The organism is Mesorhizobium sp. LMG17149, from assembly GCF_024518695.1.
GTDB lineage: Bacteria > Pseudomonadota > Alphaproteobacteria > Rhizobiales > Rhizobiaceae > Mesorhizobium.
Genome location: NZ_JANIFL010000002.1, coordinates 320252 through 338267, shown reverse-complemented (window position 1 = coordinate 338267; position 18016 = coordinate 320252). Strand labels below are relative to the sequence as shown.

At 59.5% G+C, this 18016-nt stretch carries 18 protein-coding genes; 8 read left to right on the top strand and 10 right to left on the bottom strand.

The genetic code is table 11. From position 1 onward, the window contains the following. Positions 1-231: 231 nt before the first annotated feature. A complete protein-coding gene (locus NP945_RS04950) occupies positions 232-1779 on the top strand; it encodes a helicase HerA-like C-terminal domain-containing protein (RefSeq protein ID WP_256745716.1) in 1548 nt (515 codons plus the stop codon). 89 nt (positions 1780-1868) lie between these two features. Here NP945_RS04950 and NP945_RS04945 read toward each other — a convergent pair whose 3' ends face one another. The 5 genes from NP945_RS04945 to NP945_RS04925 all read right to left on the bottom strand — a co-directional run bounded on the left by NP945_RS04945 (position 1869) and on the right by NP945_RS04925 (position 7054). Then, positions 1869-2345 (bottom strand): nuclear transport factor 2 family protein, encoded by a 477-nt coding sequence (locus tag NP945_RS04945; RefSeq protein WP_256745715.1) that lies wholly within the window; start codon positions 2343-2345, stop codon positions 1869-1871. Positions 2346-2402: 57 nt separating this feature from the next. After that, positions 2403-3191 carry an N-acyl homoserine lactonase AttM gene (gene attM, locus NP945_RS04940; RefSeq protein WP_127268346.1) on the bottom strand — a complete coding sequence of 263 codons (789 nt, stop codon included), beginning with the start codon at positions 3189-3191 and terminating at the stop codon, positions 2403-2405. Beyond that, positions 3188-4732 (bottom strand): sugar ABC transporter ATP-binding protein, encoded by a 1545-nt coding sequence (locus tag NP945_RS04935; protein WP_128307593.1) that lies wholly within the window; start codon positions 4730-4732, stop codon positions 3188-3190. Before NP945_RS04935 ends, attM begins: the two co-directional genes overlap by 4 nt. 10 nt (positions 4733-4742) lie before the next feature. Next, the gene (locus NP945_RS04930; RefSeq protein WP_245463626.1) at positions 4743-5783 is read right to left on the bottom strand and encodes an ABC transporter permease; all 1041 of its coding nucleotides are present in this window, start codon (positions 5781-5783) and stop codon (positions 4743-4745) included. A gap of 167 nt (positions 5784-5950) precedes the next feature. After that, the gene (locus NP945_RS04925) at positions 5951-7054 is read right to left on the bottom strand and encodes a substrate-binding domain-containing protein (RefSeq protein ID WP_127269964.1); all 1104 of its coding nucleotides are present in this window, start codon (positions 7052-7054) and stop codon (positions 5951-5953) included. A 284-nt stretch (positions 7055-7338) separates the two neighbouring features. Between NP945_RS04925 and NP945_RS04920 the strand changes: the two genes are divergently transcribed. Continuing rightward, complete coding sequence (locus tag NP945_RS04920) at positions 7339-8049, top strand: FadR/GntR family transcriptional regulator (RefSeq protein ID WP_127269962.1); 711 nt, start codon at positions 7339-7341, stop codon at positions 8047-8049. A gap of 160 nt (positions 8050-8209) precedes the next feature. On the opposite strand, the gene NP945_RS04915 is transcribed toward NP945_RS04920, so the two are convergent. Further along, entirely contained in the window at positions 8210-9034 is an 825-nt protein-coding gene (locus NP945_RS04915) for a L,D-transpeptidase (protein WP_127269960.1), read from the bottom strand. A 170-nt stretch (positions 9035-9204) separates the two neighbouring features. Further along, complete coding sequence (locus NP945_RS04910; protein ID WP_256745714.1) at positions 9205-9867, bottom strand: haloacid dehalogenase type II; 663 nt, start codon at positions 9865-9867, stop codon at positions 9205-9207. A gap of 157 nt (positions 9868-10024) precedes the next feature. Here NP945_RS04910 and NP945_RS04905 point away from each other — a divergent pair, with 157 nt between their 5' ends. The 4 genes from NP945_RS04905 (at position 10025) to NP945_RS04890 (ending at position 13164) form a co-directional block, all read left to right on the top strand. Then, complete coding sequence (locus NP945_RS04905; protein ID WP_256745713.1) at positions 10025-10903, top strand: branched-chain amino acid aminotransferase; 879 nt, start codon at positions 10025-10027, stop codon at positions 10901-10903. A gap of 106 nt (positions 10904-11009) precedes the next feature. After that, the gene (locus NP945_RS04900) at positions 11010-11609 is read left to right on the top strand and encodes a superoxide dismutase (RefSeq protein WP_013532667.1); all 600 of its coding nucleotides are present in this window, start codon (positions 11010-11012) and stop codon (positions 11607-11609) included. Between the two features lie 157 nt (positions 11610-11766). Beyond that, the gene (locus tag NP945_RS04895; protein WP_127269954.1) at positions 11767-12204 is read left to right on the top strand and encodes a cytochrome c; all 438 of its coding nucleotides are present in this window, start codon (positions 11767-11769) and stop codon (positions 12202-12204) included. A 9-nt stretch (positions 12205-12213) separates the two neighbouring features. Then, positions 12214-13164 (top strand): cytochrome c, encoded by a 951-nt coding sequence (locus NP945_RS04890; protein WP_127327188.1) that lies wholly within the window; start codon positions 12214-12216, stop codon positions 13162-13164. On the opposite strand, the gene NP945_RS04885 is transcribed toward NP945_RS04890, so the two are convergent. The 3 genes from NP945_RS04885 to NP945_RS04875 form a co-directional block, all read right to left on the bottom strand. Further along, positions 13161-13565 carry an SET domain-containing protein gene (locus NP945_RS04885; protein ID WP_127321379.1) on the bottom strand — a complete coding sequence of 135 codons (405 nt, stop codon included), beginning with the start codon at positions 13563-13565 and terminating at the stop codon, positions 13161-13163. The two genes, NP945_RS04890 and NP945_RS04885, sit on opposite strands and share 4 nt — an antisense overlap. 155 nt (positions 13566-13720) lie before the next feature. Beyond that, the gene (locus NP945_RS04880; RefSeq protein WP_256745712.1) at positions 13721-14347 is read right to left on the bottom strand and encodes a LysE family translocator; all 627 of its coding nucleotides are present in this window, start codon (positions 14345-14347) and stop codon (positions 13721-13723) included. After that, positions 14344-16467 carry a S9 family peptidase gene (locus tag NP945_RS04875; RefSeq protein ID WP_256745711.1) on the bottom strand — a complete coding sequence of 708 codons (2124 nt, stop codon included), beginning with the start codon at positions 16465-16467 and terminating at the stop codon, positions 14344-14346. The genes NP945_RS04880 and NP945_RS04875 overlap by 4 nt, the downstream gene beginning before the upstream one ends. Before the next feature lie 180 nt (positions 16468-16647). Between NP945_RS04875 and NP945_RS04870 the strand changes: the two genes are divergently transcribed. After that, a complete protein-coding gene (locus NP945_RS04870; RefSeq protein WP_127268166.1) occupies positions 16648-17016 on the top strand; it encodes an SH3 domain-containing protein in 369 nt (122 codons plus the stop codon). A 443-nt stretch (positions 17017-17459) separates the two neighbouring features. Then, on the top strand, positions 17460-17885 hold the full coding sequence (locus tag NP945_RS04865) for a MucR family transcriptional regulator (RefSeq protein WP_013532660.1): 426 nt from the start codon (positions 17460-17462) through the stop codon (positions 17883-17885). The last annotated feature ends 131 nt before the right edge of the window (positions 17886-18016 follow it).

The window sequence follows — 18016 nt, the reverse complement described above, 5'->3', positions numbered from 1 at the left end:
TGCGCTTTCAGAGACCGGATTCGATCCATCAGATATAGGTCAGTCCGCATGGACGACGATTGCCAAACAGCGGCAAAATCCGCAAGCTCCAAAAACCCGATTTGAACAAATGGGGCGATTTGGGCGAATGGCCCGGATTTGGACGAATGGCATTGTCGCTGTGCAATGGCCTCACTATACCTGCGGCAAGGCCACTGGCTTTAGACACATCAGTTTGCGGAGACCGGACATATGGCTGACGACACCAGTATTTTCATCGGCGCCAGCCGCAAGCCCGACGACAGCTATCAGCGTGCCGAGCAGCTGTTGCTACGATATGGGAATCGTCATGGCCTGGTGACGGGCGCCACCGGTACCGGCAAGACAGTCACCTTGCAGATCCTGGCCGAAGGATTTTCCAACGCCGGCGTGCCTGTGTTCTGCGCCGACATCAAGGGGGATCTGTCGGGCATCGCGATGATGGGCACGGCACAGGATTTCCTCGTCAAGCGGGCCGAACAGGTCAAGCTCGATCCTTATAACTTCCAGGAATTCCCCGTCATCTTCTGGGACTTGTTCGGCGAACAGGGTCATCCGATCCGCGCCACGGTCTCGGAAATGGGGCCGTTGTTGCTGTCGCGCCTGATGAACCTGACCGAGGCGCAGGAAGGCATCATGAACATCGCCTTCCGCCTGGCTGACGAGGAAGGTCTGCTGCTGCTCGACATGAAGGACCTGCAGGCGCTGCTCGCCAACATCGCCGAGCGCGCCGACGAGATCGGCTCACGCTATGGCAACGTGACGAAGCCATCGGTCGGGGCTATCCAGCGCACGCTGCTGGTCCTGGAGCAGCAGGGGGCCGCAAACTTCTTCGGCGAACCGGCACTGCGTATCGCCGATATCATGCGCACCACCCGCGATGGACGCGGCGCCATCAGCGTGCTTGCCGCCGACAAGCTGATGATGAATCCGCGGCTCTACGCGACCTTCCTGCTATGGCTGATGTCGGAACTGTTCGAGGTGCTGCCGGAAGTCGGCGACCCCGACAAGCCGAAGCTGGTGTTCTTTTTCGACGAGGCGCATCTTCTGTTCGACGAAGCACCCAAGGTGCTGATCGATCGCGTCGAACAAGTGGTCCGACTGATCCGCTCGAAGGGCGTCGGCGTCTATTTCGTCACGCAGAACCCGTTGGATATCCCTGAAAAAGTCCTGGCCCAGCTCGGCAATCGCGTCCAGCACGCGCTGCGCGCCTATACGCCGCGTGAGCAGCAGGCAGTCCGGACGGCGGCCGAAACGTTCCGGCCAAATCCCGATTTCGACTGCATGACCGCCATTACCCAGCTTGCCACGGGCGAAGCGCTGGTCTCGACGCTGGAGGCCAAGGGTGTCCCGTCCATGGTGCAGCGGACCCTGATCCGCCCGCCGTCGTCGCGCCTTGGACCGATAACGGCAGCCGAGCGACAAAAGCTGATCCAGGAAAGCCCGGTCGCCGGCCAGTACGATCAGGCCGTCGATCGCGAATCGGCTTTCGAAATGCTCCAAAAAAAGGCCAAGGACGCGCAGGATGCCGAAGAGCAGGCCCAGCAGGCCGGCGGCGGCGGCTCGCGCTGGACCATTCCGGGCTTCGGCAATGACGATCCCGCGCCGCAATCCGGTGGCAGGCGCACATCTGCACCGCGCCCGTCCAACCGCCAGACGGTGGCCGAGGCGGCGATCAAGTCGGTGGTGCGCTCGGTTGGCTCGTCGGTCGGCCGGGCAATCGTGCGCGGGATATTGGGGAGTCTGTCGAGGGGCAGGTAAGGAGCGGCAGCTATGCGCCACCCGTCGCGCGAGTAGAACACCCGTTGCTCAGCGCGGTTCCTGGCGAGCCTCGCCACTGTCCGTAGACTTTATTTATCCCGGATCAGCTCAGAGAAATGGTGCAGATAAATCTGCCAGTTACCATTGATTCTTGAAACAACGAACGAAGTCCTGACCCTATTTTTTACGACAGAGCCGTCACGATAGTAATTAATGATATCGCCAAACCCTTGCGCCGCGAACAGACCTCGACTCAACGATCTCGTATTCTGGTCGACAAGCGTTAAATTCACTTTTTCTAGTATGAGTTGATAGCTTCCAAAATACTCCTCTATTTCAGATCGTCCGACGTACAACCTAGGCAGTAGACCGAAAAAAAGAGCGTCCTGCGTATAAATCTGGGAGAGCAATTTCTTATCCCATGGCGCGGAGGCCTCGTTCCAGCGCTGCTGGATTTGATCGAGAGCAGCCTTGTGCATCTGGTAAATACTCTCGTGCAACCCGCCACGCGTACCGCGCCGCCTTGTTGAGGCGGTCCGCGCGCGCAACTGATTTTGAAGGACCATTTTGGTTTTTAGCGGTGCGGCCGGCGATGTTCAGCCGGCCGCATATTTCAGCGGAACCTAGTCATAGTATTCCGCCGGAGCTTTCTTGAACTTCTTCCAGGTTTCCATGTCGTGGCCTGGCACGACAATCGCGTTTTCTTTCTCGGCGATGCGCCGCAGCCTTCTGACGGAAGCAGCGGCTTCCTGCGCGGACGTCAGCGCGCCGGGCAGGCATTTCTCTTCCCAGTGATCCATCGTGTAAGCGGCGTCGATTGCGAGAAGGATCGAACCGGTGTTGGGCAGCCGTACCATGATGGACTGGTGGCCGGGGGTGTGTCCCGGAGACAGGAAAGTCTGCACGCTGCCATCGCCGAAGACATCATACTGGTCCTCGCCCTCCATCACGTCCCAGTTGATGCCATCCTTGGTCAGATCCTTCTTGATATAGCCGCCTTGCATGAACCAGTCGGCGGCGAACGCCCATGCAATCTCCCGCCGCTGCACAAGATGGCGGGCTTTTGGGAAATTGCCGCAGGCGCCGGAGTGATCGAGATGCAAATGCGAATGCAGCACGAACTTGATATCGTCGGGCTTCATTCCGATCTTGCCGAGTTGGTTCACGCAGCCCTCTTCGGGATCCATGATAGGATAGTATTTCTTGGTGGTGTCGCCCCACCAGCCAACCGGATCACGCGCTGCTTCAACCGCTGTGCCGCCGTCGATAACGATGTTTCCCTTGGGATGGACGATTAGGTACCAGGGGATTGGGGTGAAGAACTCGTCCTGGCTGTAGCCAAGCTTGATATCGACCTCCTTCTGTCGAATCTGCCCAGTCTGGAACATGTAGAGCCTGATATCCGTGCTCATCTGCTTTCCTCTTCTGTTGAACGGGTGACGTGCGGCGGCGACGCCGTGTGTCGCGACTTGCCGCTCAGGGTGACGGCCAGAAGGTCGTCATATGTCCAGCTCTTTTTCGGTGCCTCCGCGACGCAGTTGCCGTCATGGATGACCATGATCCGATCGGCGAGCGCGAGCATTTCGTTCAGGGACGACGAAATGAGCAGGACTGCGGCGCCATCGCGGGCAAGTTGCAGTATGATATCGTAGATTTCCTTGATCGCACCGACATCGACGCCGTTGGTCGGCTCCACGATGATATAGACGGTGGCTTTCGCACTCATCCATTTGCCGATGACCAGCTTCTGTTGATTGCCACCGGAGAAGAAGCGCACCTGTGTGGAGGAAGCGCGTGGGCGCACCGCAAGCTGGTCCAGCACGGCTTCTGCATATCTTTTCATGGTGCCGGGCCGGATCATCAAAAAACGTTGCAACGAATGCAGGACCGGCAGGCAGATGTTTTCGGCAGCCGAGAGTGCGGGAAAAAGGGCTTGTTTGCGCCGGTCCTCGGGGATCAGCGCGATGCCTGAACGACGTGCAGCGATCGGGGTGGCCAGATTGACCGCTTTGCCCCGCACCTTTGCCGTGCCGGAATGCCGGCTGATGCCGCCAAGCGCCCGTGCGACATCTTCCATCCCGCCGCCAACGGGACCGGTGAAGCCCAGCACCTCTCCGGCTTGTATCTTGAAGCTGAGGGGCGCCAACTGCGCCGTGCCGAGGCCAGCAACCTCAACCAGGACTTCTGGACGGACGCTGTTGCCATCATTGTAGGTCGCAAGCTCAGAGCGGCTGCGGTCCACCATGAGTTCAGTAACGCGGTCTTCGGTGACCTCGCCACGATTAAGGGTTCCGGAAACAAGTCCCCCCCGAAGGATCGTGGCGCGGTCGCAGATCTGCTGGACCTCTCGAAGCCGATGGGAGATGTAAACGATGGCTATCCCCTGCGCTTTGAAGCCATCGACGATCCGAAAAAGAACTTCCGATTCCGCTGCCGAAAGGCGAGCTGTCGGCTCATCAAGAACGATCAGTTTGTAGCGCCGATGGAACAAGGTCGCCAAGGTGACGAGTTGCATCTCGGCTGCGGACAGTGCGCCGGCAAGCCGCCGCACGTCGAGCTCGATGCCCATTTGCGACAGAATCTCCGCAGCTTCGTCATGGATCGCCCGGTCGCTTATACCGATCCTCCCAGGCTCATTGCCGAGAAGGATATTTTGCCCAACCGTGAAGCTGGATACCAGTTCTGCGTCCTGATAGACCGCTCCGAGGCCCAGCCGATGGGCTTCCGGCGGGCTGGAAACCCTGACCGGTGACCCTTCAAGGAAAATCTCACCGGCGCTCGGGGCATAGACACCCGTCAAGATTTTGATGAGGGTCGACTTGCCCGCTCCGTTTTCACCAAGCAGGCCGTGCACCTCGCCGCGCAGAAAGCTAAGGCTTACGCCCTTCAACGCTTTGGTGCCGGCGAACTCCTTCTCGAGATTCCTCAGTTCAACCAGTGGTGTCGCGTTCATCGCCGTCACCTCAGATAAACTTGAGATGGACTTCTTCACGGTTGAGAAGCGCATTTGCTCCAACCGCGACGATGAGCACCAGTCCCTGGAAGATGTGGCGGGCGGCAAAGGGGAAGCCGACCATATTCATCCCGGAATCCACCATATACAGGAAAAAGACGCCAACGAGAGTGCCAAACAGATGTGGCTTGCCCTTTCCGAGCACGGTTGCGCCAAGGAACACCGCGGCGAAGGCCTCGAGGAGGTAGCCCTCGCCACCGACCGGTTGCGCCGAGGATGAGATAGCGGTCACGATCACGCCCGCAATCCCCGACATCAATGCCGAAAGCACGAATGCGAGGATGACCCATCGATAAACGTTGATCCCGGAGTAGAACGCCGCCATCGGATTGTCGCCGACCGCCGCGATGTAGTGGCCGATCCGTGTCCGCGCTGCGGCGATGAGGGCTACGATGAACACCGCTACCAGGATGATTACGGGCACGCCGACGATTCCGAGCTTACCCTGGCCGAGATAAAGGAATGCGGTTTCGTCGTAGCTAACAGGGACCTGATAACCGCCCGTGATAAAAACGTTGATCCCATCGAGCACGAACATCACGCCAAGCGTGACGACAATGCCCGATAGCCGTCCATAGGTCACCAGAAGCCCGTTCACCACACCGATCAGGCATGCGGCAAGCAGAGCAAACACGATTGCAAGCCAAGGGCCGGTGATAGGGATCAGAAAGGCGACGAGGATTGATGATGTCGTCACTGTGAGACCGATCGAAAGGTCAAAGCTCCCCGCGATCACGACCCAGGTCAATCCCATAGAGACCAACGCACTGACGATCATCGAAAAGAGGATGTTGTTCAAGTTGGAAGCGGTGGCGAAGTAGGGCGAGGCTATGGAAAATCCAACGGCGGCCACGACCAGGACGATGATTGTTCCCCATTGCCTGAGAAACCGCATGACGGCGGATTCGCGTCTTCCCGCTGGCACTGCGTTGACGGCAGTGCCCTTGGCTGTGTTCGCCTTGGCAAGGCTTTCCTGCTCCACATGCGTCACTTTTTAGATTCCAGTCGTTCGTTGATCAGATGCAAGGGTACGGTCCAGTGCCACGCGATTGCCGTCACCAAATGGATTGGGTCCCGGCACCCTTCGGCACGAGTCGCATTCTGCTGAAAGCGGGGCATACGGCGGCAACGCTCTGCTCGCCGTATGCCAGTTCGCGTCTAGCCGCCGTACTGTTTCAGCAGGGCGATTGCCTGCTCGTCCCAGCTTTTGAGTTCGGCGAGAGCCTCGCTCGCCTGATCCGGCGTCTTGGTGATCACGGGGATGCGGTAGACGATATTTGGCACGTCCTCGCCTCGCGCGAGCTTAACCGCGAGTTCGCCGGTCTTGCGGCCGATTTCAGGGAAGGGCGAGTCGCAGCTGAAGACCACCGGCACCTGCTTGGCCGCCCAGGCTTCAAGGAACTGGGTCGACAGGTAGTGATTGAACAGCGGAACGTCGTCCCTGTTCATCTGTTTCAGCGCCTGCGCCGCGCCGAGCGTGAATGGCCACCACCACGAGATGAAGGCCGCAAGCGAACCAGGCTCCGGATGGGCCTGCAAAAGCGACAGCATGTTCTTACGGCCGACCGAAATCTCATCGGTCGTGCCCTGGCCGCCGTCGATGAAGGGCAGCACCTTCATGCGCGGCTCGTAGCGGCACATGAGTTCGAACATGTCCACTTCCATGTCGAACGGCGTGAAATAACCACGCTGTTCCGCGGTCTGGGCGAAGGTGCCCTGGCGGCCGGTATAGTTCTGAACGAAGTAGCCGAGCGTGGTCGCAGTTCCCCAGACATCGTCCATGACGGCCGGTGAATTCTTGACCGGAATGGTGAAGCCGACCGTCTTGATGCCTCTCTTGTGCGCCTCGTCCGCAATATAGGCGGTTTCGGATTCTTGCGAGTAGATCCCCATCACAAGCGCGTCGATCCCGCGGTCGAGCAGCGCCCGCTCGGCGGACTGTTCGCTTGGCTTTGTCGGCTCGCCGCGAATCGTGACGACCTCGCCTCCGGCATCGAGCACCGCCTTGACGATCTGCCAGCAGCCACGGCGCCACGGCTGATTGAACGGCCCGTAGGTCAGCGGGACGCCAATGCGCACCTTCTTGCCGGCAGCGGGCGGCGTTATTTCCTCGGCGCTGGCAAGTATCGATGTGCTTGCAAGCGCCGCGCCGCCGATCAGACCGCCCACACTCTTCAGAAGAGTCCGGCGATTGAAATCGGTGTATTCGGTGGCCTCTTGTGCAAGCCGGCGTAACCGTTGCGGATCATCAAAAATATTCATGCGCTTCCTCCCGTTTCTCTATCCGTTCTTGCGAAGACCCGACCGGTCACCTCAGCGACTGAGCGTTCTCACGCTTCGGACCGTTGCCGACACGACATCCCAGCGTTCGCGCACCAGCAAGGCGTTGGTACCGCATGTCCGCAGTTGCCAATGAACCATATTGCCAGGTTGCCTGACAAGTTAAATCTGCTATTCTGACAAAAGAAAATTCGCGGCGGCGTGGGTACAACAGAGCCACAACGGCTTAGATGTGCCGTCCGAAAGCGACGATGTTGGAGCACCGTATGGTTTATGATGAAAAGGTTAGACGAGGACCTTCACTTGCCGATTCCGTAGCCTCGAGGATCAGGAGCGACATCACTTCGGGCGCACACGCCAAGGGCGACAAGCTGCCAACGGAGCACGAGCTATCGGAAAAATATGGTGTGAGCCGGCCGATCGTCAGGGAAGCAATCGGCATCCTCAAACGCGACGGACTCGTTGCAACCCGGCAGGGTCTAGGGGCGTTCGTAATCGAGACGAAGGAGATGGCGTTTCGATTGGCCGGTGTTGATCTGACCGATGCATTGGATGTTGAAAACATCATCGAGCTTCTGATGGCGGTGGAATCGGCTGCAACAGCTTTGGCTGCCGAACGGCGCTCAGCAAAGCAGCTTGCGGCGATTGAAATGCAATTACATGCCATCCAGCGGGCGTTCGACAACGATGAAGCCGGCGTTGAGGAGGATATGGCCTTTCACAGAGAGATCGTCGATGCCTGCGGCAATCCGCATTTCAAGGAAATGTCCAATTTCCTGGAGTCGCATGTACGGAATTTTATCCGAAAGGCTCGCGCCAGTTCGCTGCGAAATGCCCTACTCTCTCAAGTTCAGGAAGAGCATATCGCCATATTCAACGCGATCGCGGAGGGGAATCCACAAGAGGCTCGCAAAGCTGCGGAAAAGCACCTTCGAGGAGCTGCAAATCGACTGTCCTTGCATCTGGGACTGAAGTGAGCCCGTTCGCCTAAAGTGCGCTCCCCAGTGAGATCAGGGTGTGAACGTCCTGCACGGCGCGACGGCAATCTCTGCATGGTCCATGAAGGTTGCTACATTGGCGCCCGCTGAGGAACAGCTAAAGCTCCTCAGGGGGCAAACCTCGTCACGCCCCCGCAGATCAGAAGATCGAATTGGTGATCGCCTTGACCGGTCCAAGCAGCACCGATCCGTCCGGCACGCCGGCGTCGATCGGAATCGCCTGTCGGTTGGCCGTCGCCACCATGGGTTGGCTGGCGTCGCTGGTCACGACGACCGGAGTCTTCGAGGGCACGCGATCATAGAGGTCGATAATGTCCTGGTTCATCAGACGCACGCAGCCTGACGAGACCGACTTGCCGATCGACCGCCACTCAGGCGAGCCGTGCAGACGATAGAGCGTGTCGACATTGCCCTGGAACAGATAGAGCGCGCGTGCGCCGAGCGGGTTCTTCAGGCCGCCGGGCATGCCGCCATTGTCGGCGCTATAGGGCTTCAATTCCGGCTGACGGGCGATCATTTCGTCCGGCGGCGTCCACTTCGGCCATTTCTGCTTCCACTGAACGACGGCGTCGCCGGACCATTCGAAGCCGGCACGGCCAAGGCCGACACCGTAGCGTATCGCCTGACCGCCTGGACGAACCAGATAAAGGAAGTGGCCGGTGGTATCGACGACTATGGTTCCCGGCTTCTGTCCCGTCGGGTCGGGAACGATCTGACGCAGGAACTGCGGATCGATCTTGTCGACGGGGATGGCCGGCAAGTCGAAGCCGCCGTCGCTGACAGCGGCGTACATCGTCACATAATCGGCCAGAGGCGGCTCGACATAGGTTGGTGGCGGCGGCTCGACCGGACCCGGCCCGGTGGTAGCGCATGCGGAAACCGCGATCGAAGCGGCGCCCAGGGCTGCGGCGTTGAGAAAGCCGCGACGGCTCAGGCGAAAAGATTCGATTTCGGTAATGGACATGGTTGCCTTCTTTAAGTCTCAAATCGCAACAAAACGTGAATTCGCCGACAGTTGCGCGGGTGCCTGACAACACCTGGGGCGATAGGCGGTTCCGATTCTGGCCCGAACGTGGGCAAACAAAGGCGAAGCTGTGACCAGGCTGCTACTGTGGCGCCAGAGACACAGGTTTCCTAGCTGCCGGGCACAAGGGCTTCGAGCGACGGCAGGATAAGGGCCGGTGGGAAATCCCGGTATTCTTCGGGCTGGTTGGAGCGGTTGATCCACACCGTGCGAAAACCGAATTTGGTGGCGCCTGCAATGTCCCAGCGATTGGACGACTGGAAGGAAACCGCGCCGGGGTAGAGGCGCCAGCCGGTGGCGACCATATCGTAGACCGCCGGGTCGGTCTTGAAGCGCCGCACCCTATCGACGGAATAGATGTCATCCAGAACCTGGTCGAGCGCGGCGGATTTGACCGCCGCCTGCAGCATTTCGGGCGAGCCGTTGGACAGGATCGCCAGCCTCGCTCCCGAAGCCTTGAGCGCCTTGAGCACGGCCGGCACTTCCGGATAGCAATCCAGCCGCCAGTAGGCATCCAGCAATATCGCCTTGAGACCGGGGTCGGCCGAGGGAACCTTGCGGAAGGCGAAATCGAGCGCCTGTTCGGTCAGTTGCCAGAAATCGGCATAGGCGCCCATCAGCGTGCGCACCCAGGAATATTCGAGCTGCTTGGCGCGCCAGATCTCGGACAACAATTGGCCGTCCGGCCCGATCCGGTCGGCATGACGACGCACGGCGGCATGCACGTCGAACAGCGTGCCATAGGCGTCGAAGACATAGGCGGCGTATTGCATGACAGCAGTTTTGAGGGCAGGTGCGACAAGGTGCAAGCTTTGATTGCATTGCGCCCCGGCACTGGCCTCAACAAAACTCCATGATGCCGGTTGACGGCGCCCGCCAAAGCATCTTCCAATGGCCGTCACACGAGACCGATTGAGGCGGGACCACACGATGACACTGGCGGCGGCGGCGCAATCCGCGACATGGACTTTCGTCGATGGTGATTGGCACGAGGGCAACGTCGCCATTCTGGGGCCGCGCAGCCACGCCATGTGGCTCGGCACCAGCGTGTTCGACGGTGGCCGCTGGTTCGAAGGCGTGGCGCCGGATCTCGACCTCCATGCCGTCAGGGTGAATTCTTCGGCGATCGCACTCGGCCTGAAGCCGAACATGAGCGCCGACAAGATCGTCGGGCTGACATGGGACGGGTTGAAGAAGTTCGACGGCAAGACGGCGGTCTATATCAGGCCGATGTACTGGGCCGAGCATGGCGGCTATATGGGCGTCCCGGCCGACCCGGCGTCGACCCGCTTTTGCCTTTGCCTCTATGAATCGCCGATGATTCCGGCGACTGGCTTTTCGGTGACCGTGTCGCCGTTCCGGCGTCCGACCATCGAAACCATGCCGACCAACGCCAAGGCCGGCTGCCTTTACCCCAACAACGGTCGGGCCATTCTCGAAGCCAAGATGCGCGGCTTCGACAACGCAATGGTGCTCGACATGCTGGGCAACGTTGCCGAGACCGGGACCTCGAACATCTTCCTGGTCAAGGACGGTCATGTCTTTACACCGGCGCCGAACGGCACCTTCCTGTCCGGCATCACCCGCTCGCGCACGATAACGCTGCTTGGCGAGTATGGGTTCAAGACCACGGAAAAGACGCTGTCGGTGCGCGATTTCCTCGAAGCGGACGAAATTTTTTCGACCGGGAACCATTCCAAGGTCGTGCCGGTCACGCGTATCGAGGATCGCAATCTGCAACCCGGGCCGGTGGCCAAAAAGGCGCGCGAACTCTATTGGGATTGGGCGCATTCGACTTCCGCTGCTTGAGCGGATAAAAAGGCGACCGACGCTTCATCCGGAGTTGTCCCAATCCATTCCAGACCTATCTTACTCCGGTATCGACACCGGATTTTTCCACGAGGGAGTACTATCCATGGCCTTTGAATTGCCCGCTCTGCCTTACGACTATGAGGCCTTGCAGCCTTACATGTCGAAAGAGACGCTGGAATATCACCACGACAAGCACCACAAGGCGTATGTCGATAACGGAAACAAGCTCGCCGCCGAGGCAGGCTTGGGTGATCTGTCGGTCGAAGAGGTGGTCAAGCAGTCGTTCGGCAAGAATGCCGGCCTCTTCAACAATGCCGCCCAGCACTACAACCATATCCATTTCTGGAAGTGGATGAAGAAAGGCGGCGGCGGCAACAAGCTGCCGGGCGCCTTGCAGAAGGCAGTTGATAGCGATCTCGGTGGCTATGACAAGTTCAAGGCCGACTTCATTGCCGCCGGCACGACCCAGTTCGGTTCCGGCTGGGCCTGGGTTTCCGTCAAGGATGGCAAGCTGGCGATCTCGAAGACGCCGAACGGCGAGAACCCGCTCGTCCATGGCGCGTCGCCGATCCTCGGCGTCGATGTCTGGGAGCATTCCTATTACATCGACTATCGCAACGCCCGGCCGAAATATCTCGAGGCGTTCGTCGACAGCCTGATCAACTGGGACCATGTCCTTGAATTGTACGAAAAGGCGAAGTGATCGATTTCCAGGAAGCCCCGGTATCACCCGGGGCTTTTCTTTTTCAGTGTCCCATAAAAAGCAAAGATCTGGCAAAAGTCGTCCGGGGAGGGAATTTTCCTCCTGCGGCATCCGTTAACGTCCTGTCCCGAAATGCCTTCATCATGGAGCCAATTGAATGAGAAAGCTTGTTATCGCCATCTCTATGCTCGCACTCGCGGCCTCGGCGGCTTTTGCCGACCCGGTCCTCGACCGGCAGGCACTGATGAAGGAACGTGGAAAGATCGTCGGCGGCCTGTCGAAAGTTGTCAAGGGCGAGGAGCCCTTTGATGCCGCGGCTGTGCTGACGCAACTTCAGGCGTTGCAGGCGAATGCGGAAAAATTTGATGCCGATGCGCTGTTTCCGGCCGGCAGCGACACCGGCGACACCACGGCCTCGCCGAAGATCTGGCAAGACATGGCTGGCTTCAACGCAGCCGAGGACAAATATCTCGCAGACGTGAAGGCCGCGGTCGCTGCGGCTCCCGCCGATGCCGACGCGCTGAAGGCGCAAGTCGGCGCTATCGGCTCGGATTGCGGCACCTGCCATCAAGGCTACAGAATCAAGAAGGGCTGATCACCAGCCATGGCATGGCTGAAGAAACTTGTCGGCGCCGTCGTCATTCTGGGCGGCGTCGGCGCGGTTGCCGGGTGGGTCCTGTCGGCGCCGGTGAGGCTCGACAGGGAAACCCTGGCCAAGCTCGGTCCTGGTGACGCAGCCAGGGGCAAGCGCATCTTTTATGCCGGCGGTTGCACATCCTGCCATGCAAAGCCGGGCTCACAGGGCGACGCCCGGCTTCAACTCGTGGGTGGCCTTGAACTCAAGACGCCGTTCGGAACCTTCGTGCCGCCCAACATTTCGCAAGATCCCAGGGACGGTATCGGCGCATGGTCTGTCGAGGACCTCGCCAATGCCATGCTGAAGGGCGTGTCGCCGTCTGGTGAGCATTTCTATCCGGCGTTTCCCTACGCATCCTACGCGCGCATGAATCCGGCTGACATTGGCGATCTCTATGCCTTCTTGAAGACGTTGCCGGCCGTCGCCGGCAAGGCAGCGGGCAATTCGCTCGATTTCCCCTTCAATGTCCGCCGCGGCATCGGCCTGTGGAAATTGCTCTATCTCAGCGATCAGCCGGTTGTTGCCTTCCCCGAAGGCACGCCTGATCCGGTGATGGCAGGCCGCTACCTGGTCGAGGGTCCGGGCCATTGCGGCGAATGCCACACGCCGCGCGATCTTGCGGGCGGCACGAAGAAGAACGAGTGGATGGCGGGCGCCGTGGCCGCCGAAGGCAATGGCGTCGTGCCGAACATCACATCGGGCGAGGGCGGTCTCGCCGAATGGTCGGAGGCCGATATCGCCAACTATCTCGAAACCGGCTTCACGCCCGATTTCGATTCGGTCGGCGGCGCCATGGTCGATGTCCAACGGAACATGGCCGAACTGACGCCGCAGGACCGTGCGGCCATCGCCGCCTATCTGAAGGCGATACCGGCGCATCCAAACGGCTATCCGGCCCGCAAGAAGACGGCAAACTAGACCGAGTCTTCAGACAGGTGACGGTCGCCGAGAAAATCGAAACCCGTCTCGAAGAAATGGTTGTAGTTGCAGGTCAGCTCTTCGCCAGGCGCGATGTCGCGCAACGCAAAGCTCTCCTCCGGTGAGGAGACGTCGCAGTTCGGCTCGTCGGCATGGTTCATGTAGCGCGCGTCGTCGGCTTCGAAGACGATGTAGTTCGGATCGCGGCGGTCGGGATAGGAGTAGCGATCGAGATAGCTCTTCACCGGACCGGCCGCACGTTCATAAGTCTCGACCTCGATGAGCCGATCGAACCTTGGGTCCAGCTTCCAGATCAGAGTGCCACGAGGAATGTGGTTCTTGGCAAAGACGCCGATTCCCTGGATAGGCGATTTGTCGAGATAGACGTCGACGAGCAGCATAATGGACCTTTACGCGATTGGAGGCTGTCGGGCCGGGAAAACCGTGCACTGGGTAGCGCGCGGTCATCGCAATTGCGAGTGAAAATGAGCAACGGGAACCTAAAAAGCCCTGATCGCGCAGCCTCTTCGGAAGGCGCGTCGATCATCGTCTGGAGTCAGCGTTGCTGCAGCGCCAGACGGACGCCCAAAGCGCAGTAGATGCCGCCGACAACTTTGCCCTGCCATCGTAACACCGACGAATTTCGGCGCAGGAACGTGCCGAGCCGGCCAGCGCTCACGGCAAAGACGACCGTGCTGAAAAGGCCCAGTACGACGAAGATGGCCCCCAACACGGTCATCTGAAGCATCACCGTCCCGTTTTCAGGCCGCACGAACTGAGGCAGGAAGGCAAGGAAGAACAGAGCGGTCTTGGGGTTGAGCACTTCGGTCAGGACAGCCTGTCGAAACGCCTTCCCGGCAGAGATCGCAAGCGCGCCGGCAGCCGGGCCGCCTGGTGTTTTCTCCATGATCGCGCGAATGCCGAGATAAACCAGGTAGCCCGCGCCGATGTACTTTATGACGCTGAACAGCGTCGCCGATGCGGCGATGATCGCCGATATGCCGATCATGGCCATGACGGTGTGAAAGATGTCGCCGACAGCGATCCCGGCGCCGGTCGCGATGCCAACCTTGGTTCCGGAACTCGTTGCCCGCGCTATGGTAAGGAGCGTGGCCGGACCCGGGATGAAGACGAAGCCGAGCACAACCGCGACATAAGCAATCAGTGTAGCGAGATCGATCATCGGTCGATTTCTCCCGTAGGCTGCGCCTTACCCATCACCTTCAGCGCGAAGGAATAGGTGTAGGCGATCTCCTCCAGCCGCGAAAACCGGCCGGAGGCACCGGCATGGCCGGAATCCATGTTGATCTTGAACAGGACCGGATTGTCCCCGCTCTTGCGGTCGCGCAGCCGGGCCACCCATTTGGCCGGTTCCCAATAGGTGACGCGCGGATCGGTGAGACCGGCCAGCGCCAGGATCGGCGGATAGTCGTGATCAGCGACATTGTCATAGGGCGAGTAGGCGGCAATGGTCCGGTAGTCGTCGGCGGACGCGATCGGGTTGCCCCATTCGGGCCATTCCGGCGGCGTCAGCGGCAGGGTCGCATCGAGCATGGTGGTGAGGACATCGACGAAGGGAACCTCGGCGACGATGCCGCCAAAACAATCCGGCGCCATGTTGGCGACGGCACCCATCAGCATGCCGCCGGCCGAACCGCCCTGGGCGACGATACGGTCATGCGCCGTGTAACGCTCCGTCACCAGATGGCGCGCGACGGCGATGAAATCGGTGAACGTGTTCATCTTGTGCTCCCGCTTGCCGTCATCGTACCAGCCATAGCCCTTGTCCTTGCCGCCGCGAACGTGAGCGATGGCGAAGACGAAGCCACGGTCGACCAGCGAGAACCAGTTGGTGTTGAAGGCGGCGGGCACGGTGATGCCATAGGAGCCGTAGCCGTAAAGCAGGCAAGGTGCGGATCCGTCCAGCGGCGTGTCGCGATGGTGCAAAAGCGAGATCGGCACCAGTTCGCCATCGCTGGCCGGCGCCATCAGCCGCCGCGTGACATAGTAGTCCGCATCATGGCCGGACGGCACTTCCTGGGTCTTCAGCAATACCCGCTCGCGGGTACGCATATTATAGTCGAACACCTGGGCCGGCGTCGTCATCGACGAGTAGGAAAAGCGCATGATCTCGGTGTCGTACTCATAGGAACCCGACAGGCCGAGCGAGAAGGCCTCCTCGTCGAGGGACAGAAGATGCTCCTCGCCGCTGGTGCGGTCGCGCACCACAATGCGCGGCAGGCCTTCCTTGCGTTCGAGCCGAACCATGTGGTCTCTGAAGCCGATCACCGACAGGATCAGCCGGCCGGGCTCGTGCGGCACCAGTTCCTGCCAGTTGGCGCGCACGGGATCGCCCGCTGGTGCCGTCATGATCTTGAAGTCCTTGGCGCCGTCGGCATTGGTCAGGATGAAGAAGATATCGCCGCCTTCTTCCAACTCGTACTGAAGGCCAATCTCGCGCTGCGACACCAGTTTCGGTTCGGCAAACGGATCGTCGGCGCGCATCAGGCGGTATTCCGAGGTCTCGTGATCGTTGATGCCGATCATGATCCACTCGTTGTTGCGGGTGCCGTCGACATTCATGAAGAAGCCGGGATCGGTTTCCTCATAGATCAGCCGGTCGCTTTGCGGGCTGTTGCCAAGCGCATGGAACAGCACCTTCGACGGGCGGTGGTTGGGGTCGAGACGTGTATAGAAGAAGCCGTCATTGGCGGCGTTCCAGACACCTGAACCGCCGGTGTCGGGGATCTGGTCCGCAAGTTCCCTGCCGTCGGCAAGGTCACGCACGCGAAGCGTGTAGAATTCGGAGCCCTTGTCGTCGAATGCCCACAGCAGCCTTGCGTGGTCGGCCGAATGGTCGACGCCGCCAAGACGGAAATAGGCCTTGCCCGCGGCCTCCGCGTCACCATCGAGCAGGATATGCTCGGCACCGCCGTCTCGCGGCATGCGGAAATAGCGCGGCTGCTCGCCACCAAGTTTGAAGGACGAGCCATAGGCATAGGGCCCATCCTTCATCGGCACGGAAGAATCGTCTTCCTTGATACGGCCCTTCATCTCCTTGAAAAGCTGCTTTTGCAGTTCGACCGTGTCGGCCATCAGCTTTGACTGGTAGGCATTCTCCGCCTCGAGTTCTGCGCGGATCCCGGTATCGAGCAATGACGGGTCGCGAAACATTTCCTGCCAGTTGTCGGCCCGCAGCCAGGCATAGTCGTCGGTTCGCGTGATGCCGTGATGCGTGTCGGAAACCGGCCGCTTCTCGGGCGTTGGCGGGCTGACGATCGGAAATATGGATGTCTTGGTCATTGCGTCTCGCTTTGCCAGTATCTTCAATGGGCCAGTATCTTCAATGGGCCAGTATCTTGAATGGACCATCTCGAATGGAGAATATCTTGAACGGCGAATGAACACGCCGATCAGGGCAGGTTCAAGAGCCGGAGCGTATGGATTGTGTCGGCTCCAGGAGATGAGCCGGGAGGAGAGATGATGACTATTTGGTCTCGGACTGCTGCGGCTTTCGCCGTTGCTTCACTAACTCTGGCCTTTGCCGGCCAGTCTCATGCGACCGTATTCGCGGCTTGGCAAGTGGCCAATGTGCCGTTCGGCGACACGCTCAATGTGCGCAAATACCCTTCGGGCGCATCCCAGAAGCAGGCGGCATATCCGAACGGGACCGTTCTGCAGATGACCGGGCGATGCACCGGCGGAATAAACCTGCTCGACATCGCCAACCAGCCGGCATGGAAGCAGGAACAAAAGATTCGTTTTCGCTGGTGCGAAGTCTGGCATGATCCGGCCCAGAACGGCAAATTCGTCACCGGCTGGGCGTATGGCAAATACATCACGCCGCATTGATTGATCCGGCAGCAATCAGCCGATCCGCCGGATGACAGGCATGTCGCCTGATTGCTTGCGTATGACCACGGCAACCTGTGGTTTTGTGGACAAATATGAACAACCAATATTGCCCGACGATAGCCAAGCAAAATCAAACATTAAAACCCATTCCGTGAGATGCCGCGAATGTAACGGCGAGCTGACGTTGCGTCAGCCGTTGCCGACGAGCGCGCGAAATATCGATAAATTACACAATGCACGAAAGATTGAAGCTGATCGCGGAATAATTGATCAATATCGTTCAATATAGCGTAAGGGCCGAATTGACTTACTTGGTCTGGGCGCTCATTGATGTGCCCGCGACACGAATCGTAGAAACTCTACCTGCACAAAATTCGTGCGATGCCCTGCTTGTAAAAAAGGGCGCAGATCGATGTAACTCTTGTTGGGGCCCGAAGACCATGGATATTGTCGAAACACCTTCCAGAAACAGCGATGCGCTGATCGAATTGACCGCCGATGTGGTGGCCGCCTATGTCAGTAACAATCCCGTGCCGGTCGGCGAATTGCCGAACCTGATATCCGATGTCCATGCTGCGCTCGGGCGTGTGGGCGGAACCGCCGAACAGCCGCCTGCCGACAAGCAGAAGCCGGCGGTCAACCCGAAGCGGTCGGTTCATGACGACTACATCGTCTGCCTTGAAGACGGCAAGAAGTTCAAGTCGCTGAAGCGCCATTTGATGACCCACTATGACCTGACACCGGACCAGTATCGCGAAAAGTGGAACCTTGACCCGACCTATCCGATGGTTGCACCCAACTATGCGGCTGCCCGGTCACAGCTTGCCAAGAAGATGGGCCTCGGCCGCAAGCGCAAAGCGCGGTAATCGCTGCCAGAGCAATTCAAGGAAAAGTGAAACGGTTTTCCCGGGAAAGCGCATAGAGCTCTCCCTTGGGAATTGCGTCAAAATAAGCCAGATCGGATCGACATCAACGGCGCCTTCGGGCGCCGTTTGAT

What these genes read in the sequence shown, in the direction of transcription:
- NP945_RS04905 (WP_256745713.1), top strand. Translation starts at nt 10,025, where the DNA reads ATGACACTGGCGGCGGCGGCGCAATCCGCGACATGGACTTTCGTCGAT.
- NP945_RS04945 (WP_256745715.1), bottom strand. Translation starts at nt 2,345, where the DNA reads ATGGTCCTTCAAAATCAGTTGCGCGCGCGGACCGCCTCAACAAGGCGG.
- NP945_RS04925 (WP_127269964.1), bottom strand. Translation starts at nt 7,054, where the DNA reads ATGAATATTTTTGATGATCCGCAACGGTTACGCCGGCTTGCACAAGAG.
- attM (WP_127268346.1), bottom strand. Translation starts at nt 3,191, where the DNA reads ATGAGCACGGATATCAGGCTCTACATGTTCCAGACTGGGCAGATTCGA.
- NP945_RS04920 (WP_127269962.1), top strand. Translation starts at nt 7,339, where the DNA reads ATGGTTTATGATGAAAAGGTTAGACGAGGACCTTCACTTGCCGATTCC.
- NP945_RS04950 (WP_256745716.1), top strand. Translation starts at nt 232, where the DNA reads ATGGCTGACGACACCAGTATTTTCATCGGCGCCAGCCGCAAGCCCGAC.
- NP945_RS04865 (WP_013532660.1), top strand. Translation starts at nt 17,460, where the DNA reads ATGGATATTGTCGAAACACCTTCCAGAAACAGCGATGCGCTGATCGAA.
- NP945_RS04895 (WP_127269954.1), top strand. Translation starts at nt 11,767, where the DNA reads ATGAGAAAGCTTGTTATCGCCATCTCTATGCTCGCACTCGCGGCCTCG.
- NP945_RS04875 (WP_256745711.1), bottom strand. Translation starts at nt 16,467, where the DNA reads ATGACCAAGACATCCATATTTCCGATCGTCAGCCCGCCAACGCCCGAG.
- NP945_RS04880 (WP_256745712.1), bottom strand. Translation starts at nt 14,347, where the DNA reads ATGATCGATCTCGCTACACTGATTGCTTATGTCGCGGTTGTGCTCGGC.
- NP945_RS04900 (WP_013532667.1), top strand. Translation starts at nt 11,010, where the DNA reads ATGGCCTTTGAATTGCCCGCTCTGCCTTACGACTATGAGGCCTTGCAG.
- NP945_RS04915 (WP_127269960.1), bottom strand. Translation starts at nt 9,034, where the DNA reads ATGTCCATTACCGAAATCGAATCTTTTCGCCTGAGCCGTCGCGGCTTT.
- NP945_RS04910 (WP_256745714.1), bottom strand. Translation starts at nt 9,867, where the DNA reads ATGCAATACGCCGCCTATGTCTTCGACGCCTATGGCACGCTGTTCGAC.
- NP945_RS04935 (WP_128307593.1), bottom strand. Translation starts at nt 4,732, where the DNA reads ATGAACGCGACACCACTGGTTGAACTGAGGAATCTCGAGAAGGAGTTC.
- NP945_RS04870 (WP_127268166.1), top strand. Translation starts at nt 16,648, where the DNA reads ATGACTATTTGGTCTCGGACTGCTGCGGCTTTCGCCGTTGCTTCACTA.
- NP945_RS04885 (WP_127321379.1), bottom strand. Translation starts at nt 13,565, where the DNA reads ATGCTGCTCGTCGACGTCTATCTCGACAAATCGCCTATCCAGGGAATC.
- NP945_RS04890 (WP_127327188.1), top strand. Translation starts at nt 12,214, where the DNA reads ATGGCATGGCTGAAGAAACTTGTCGGCGCCGTCGTCATTCTGGGCGGC.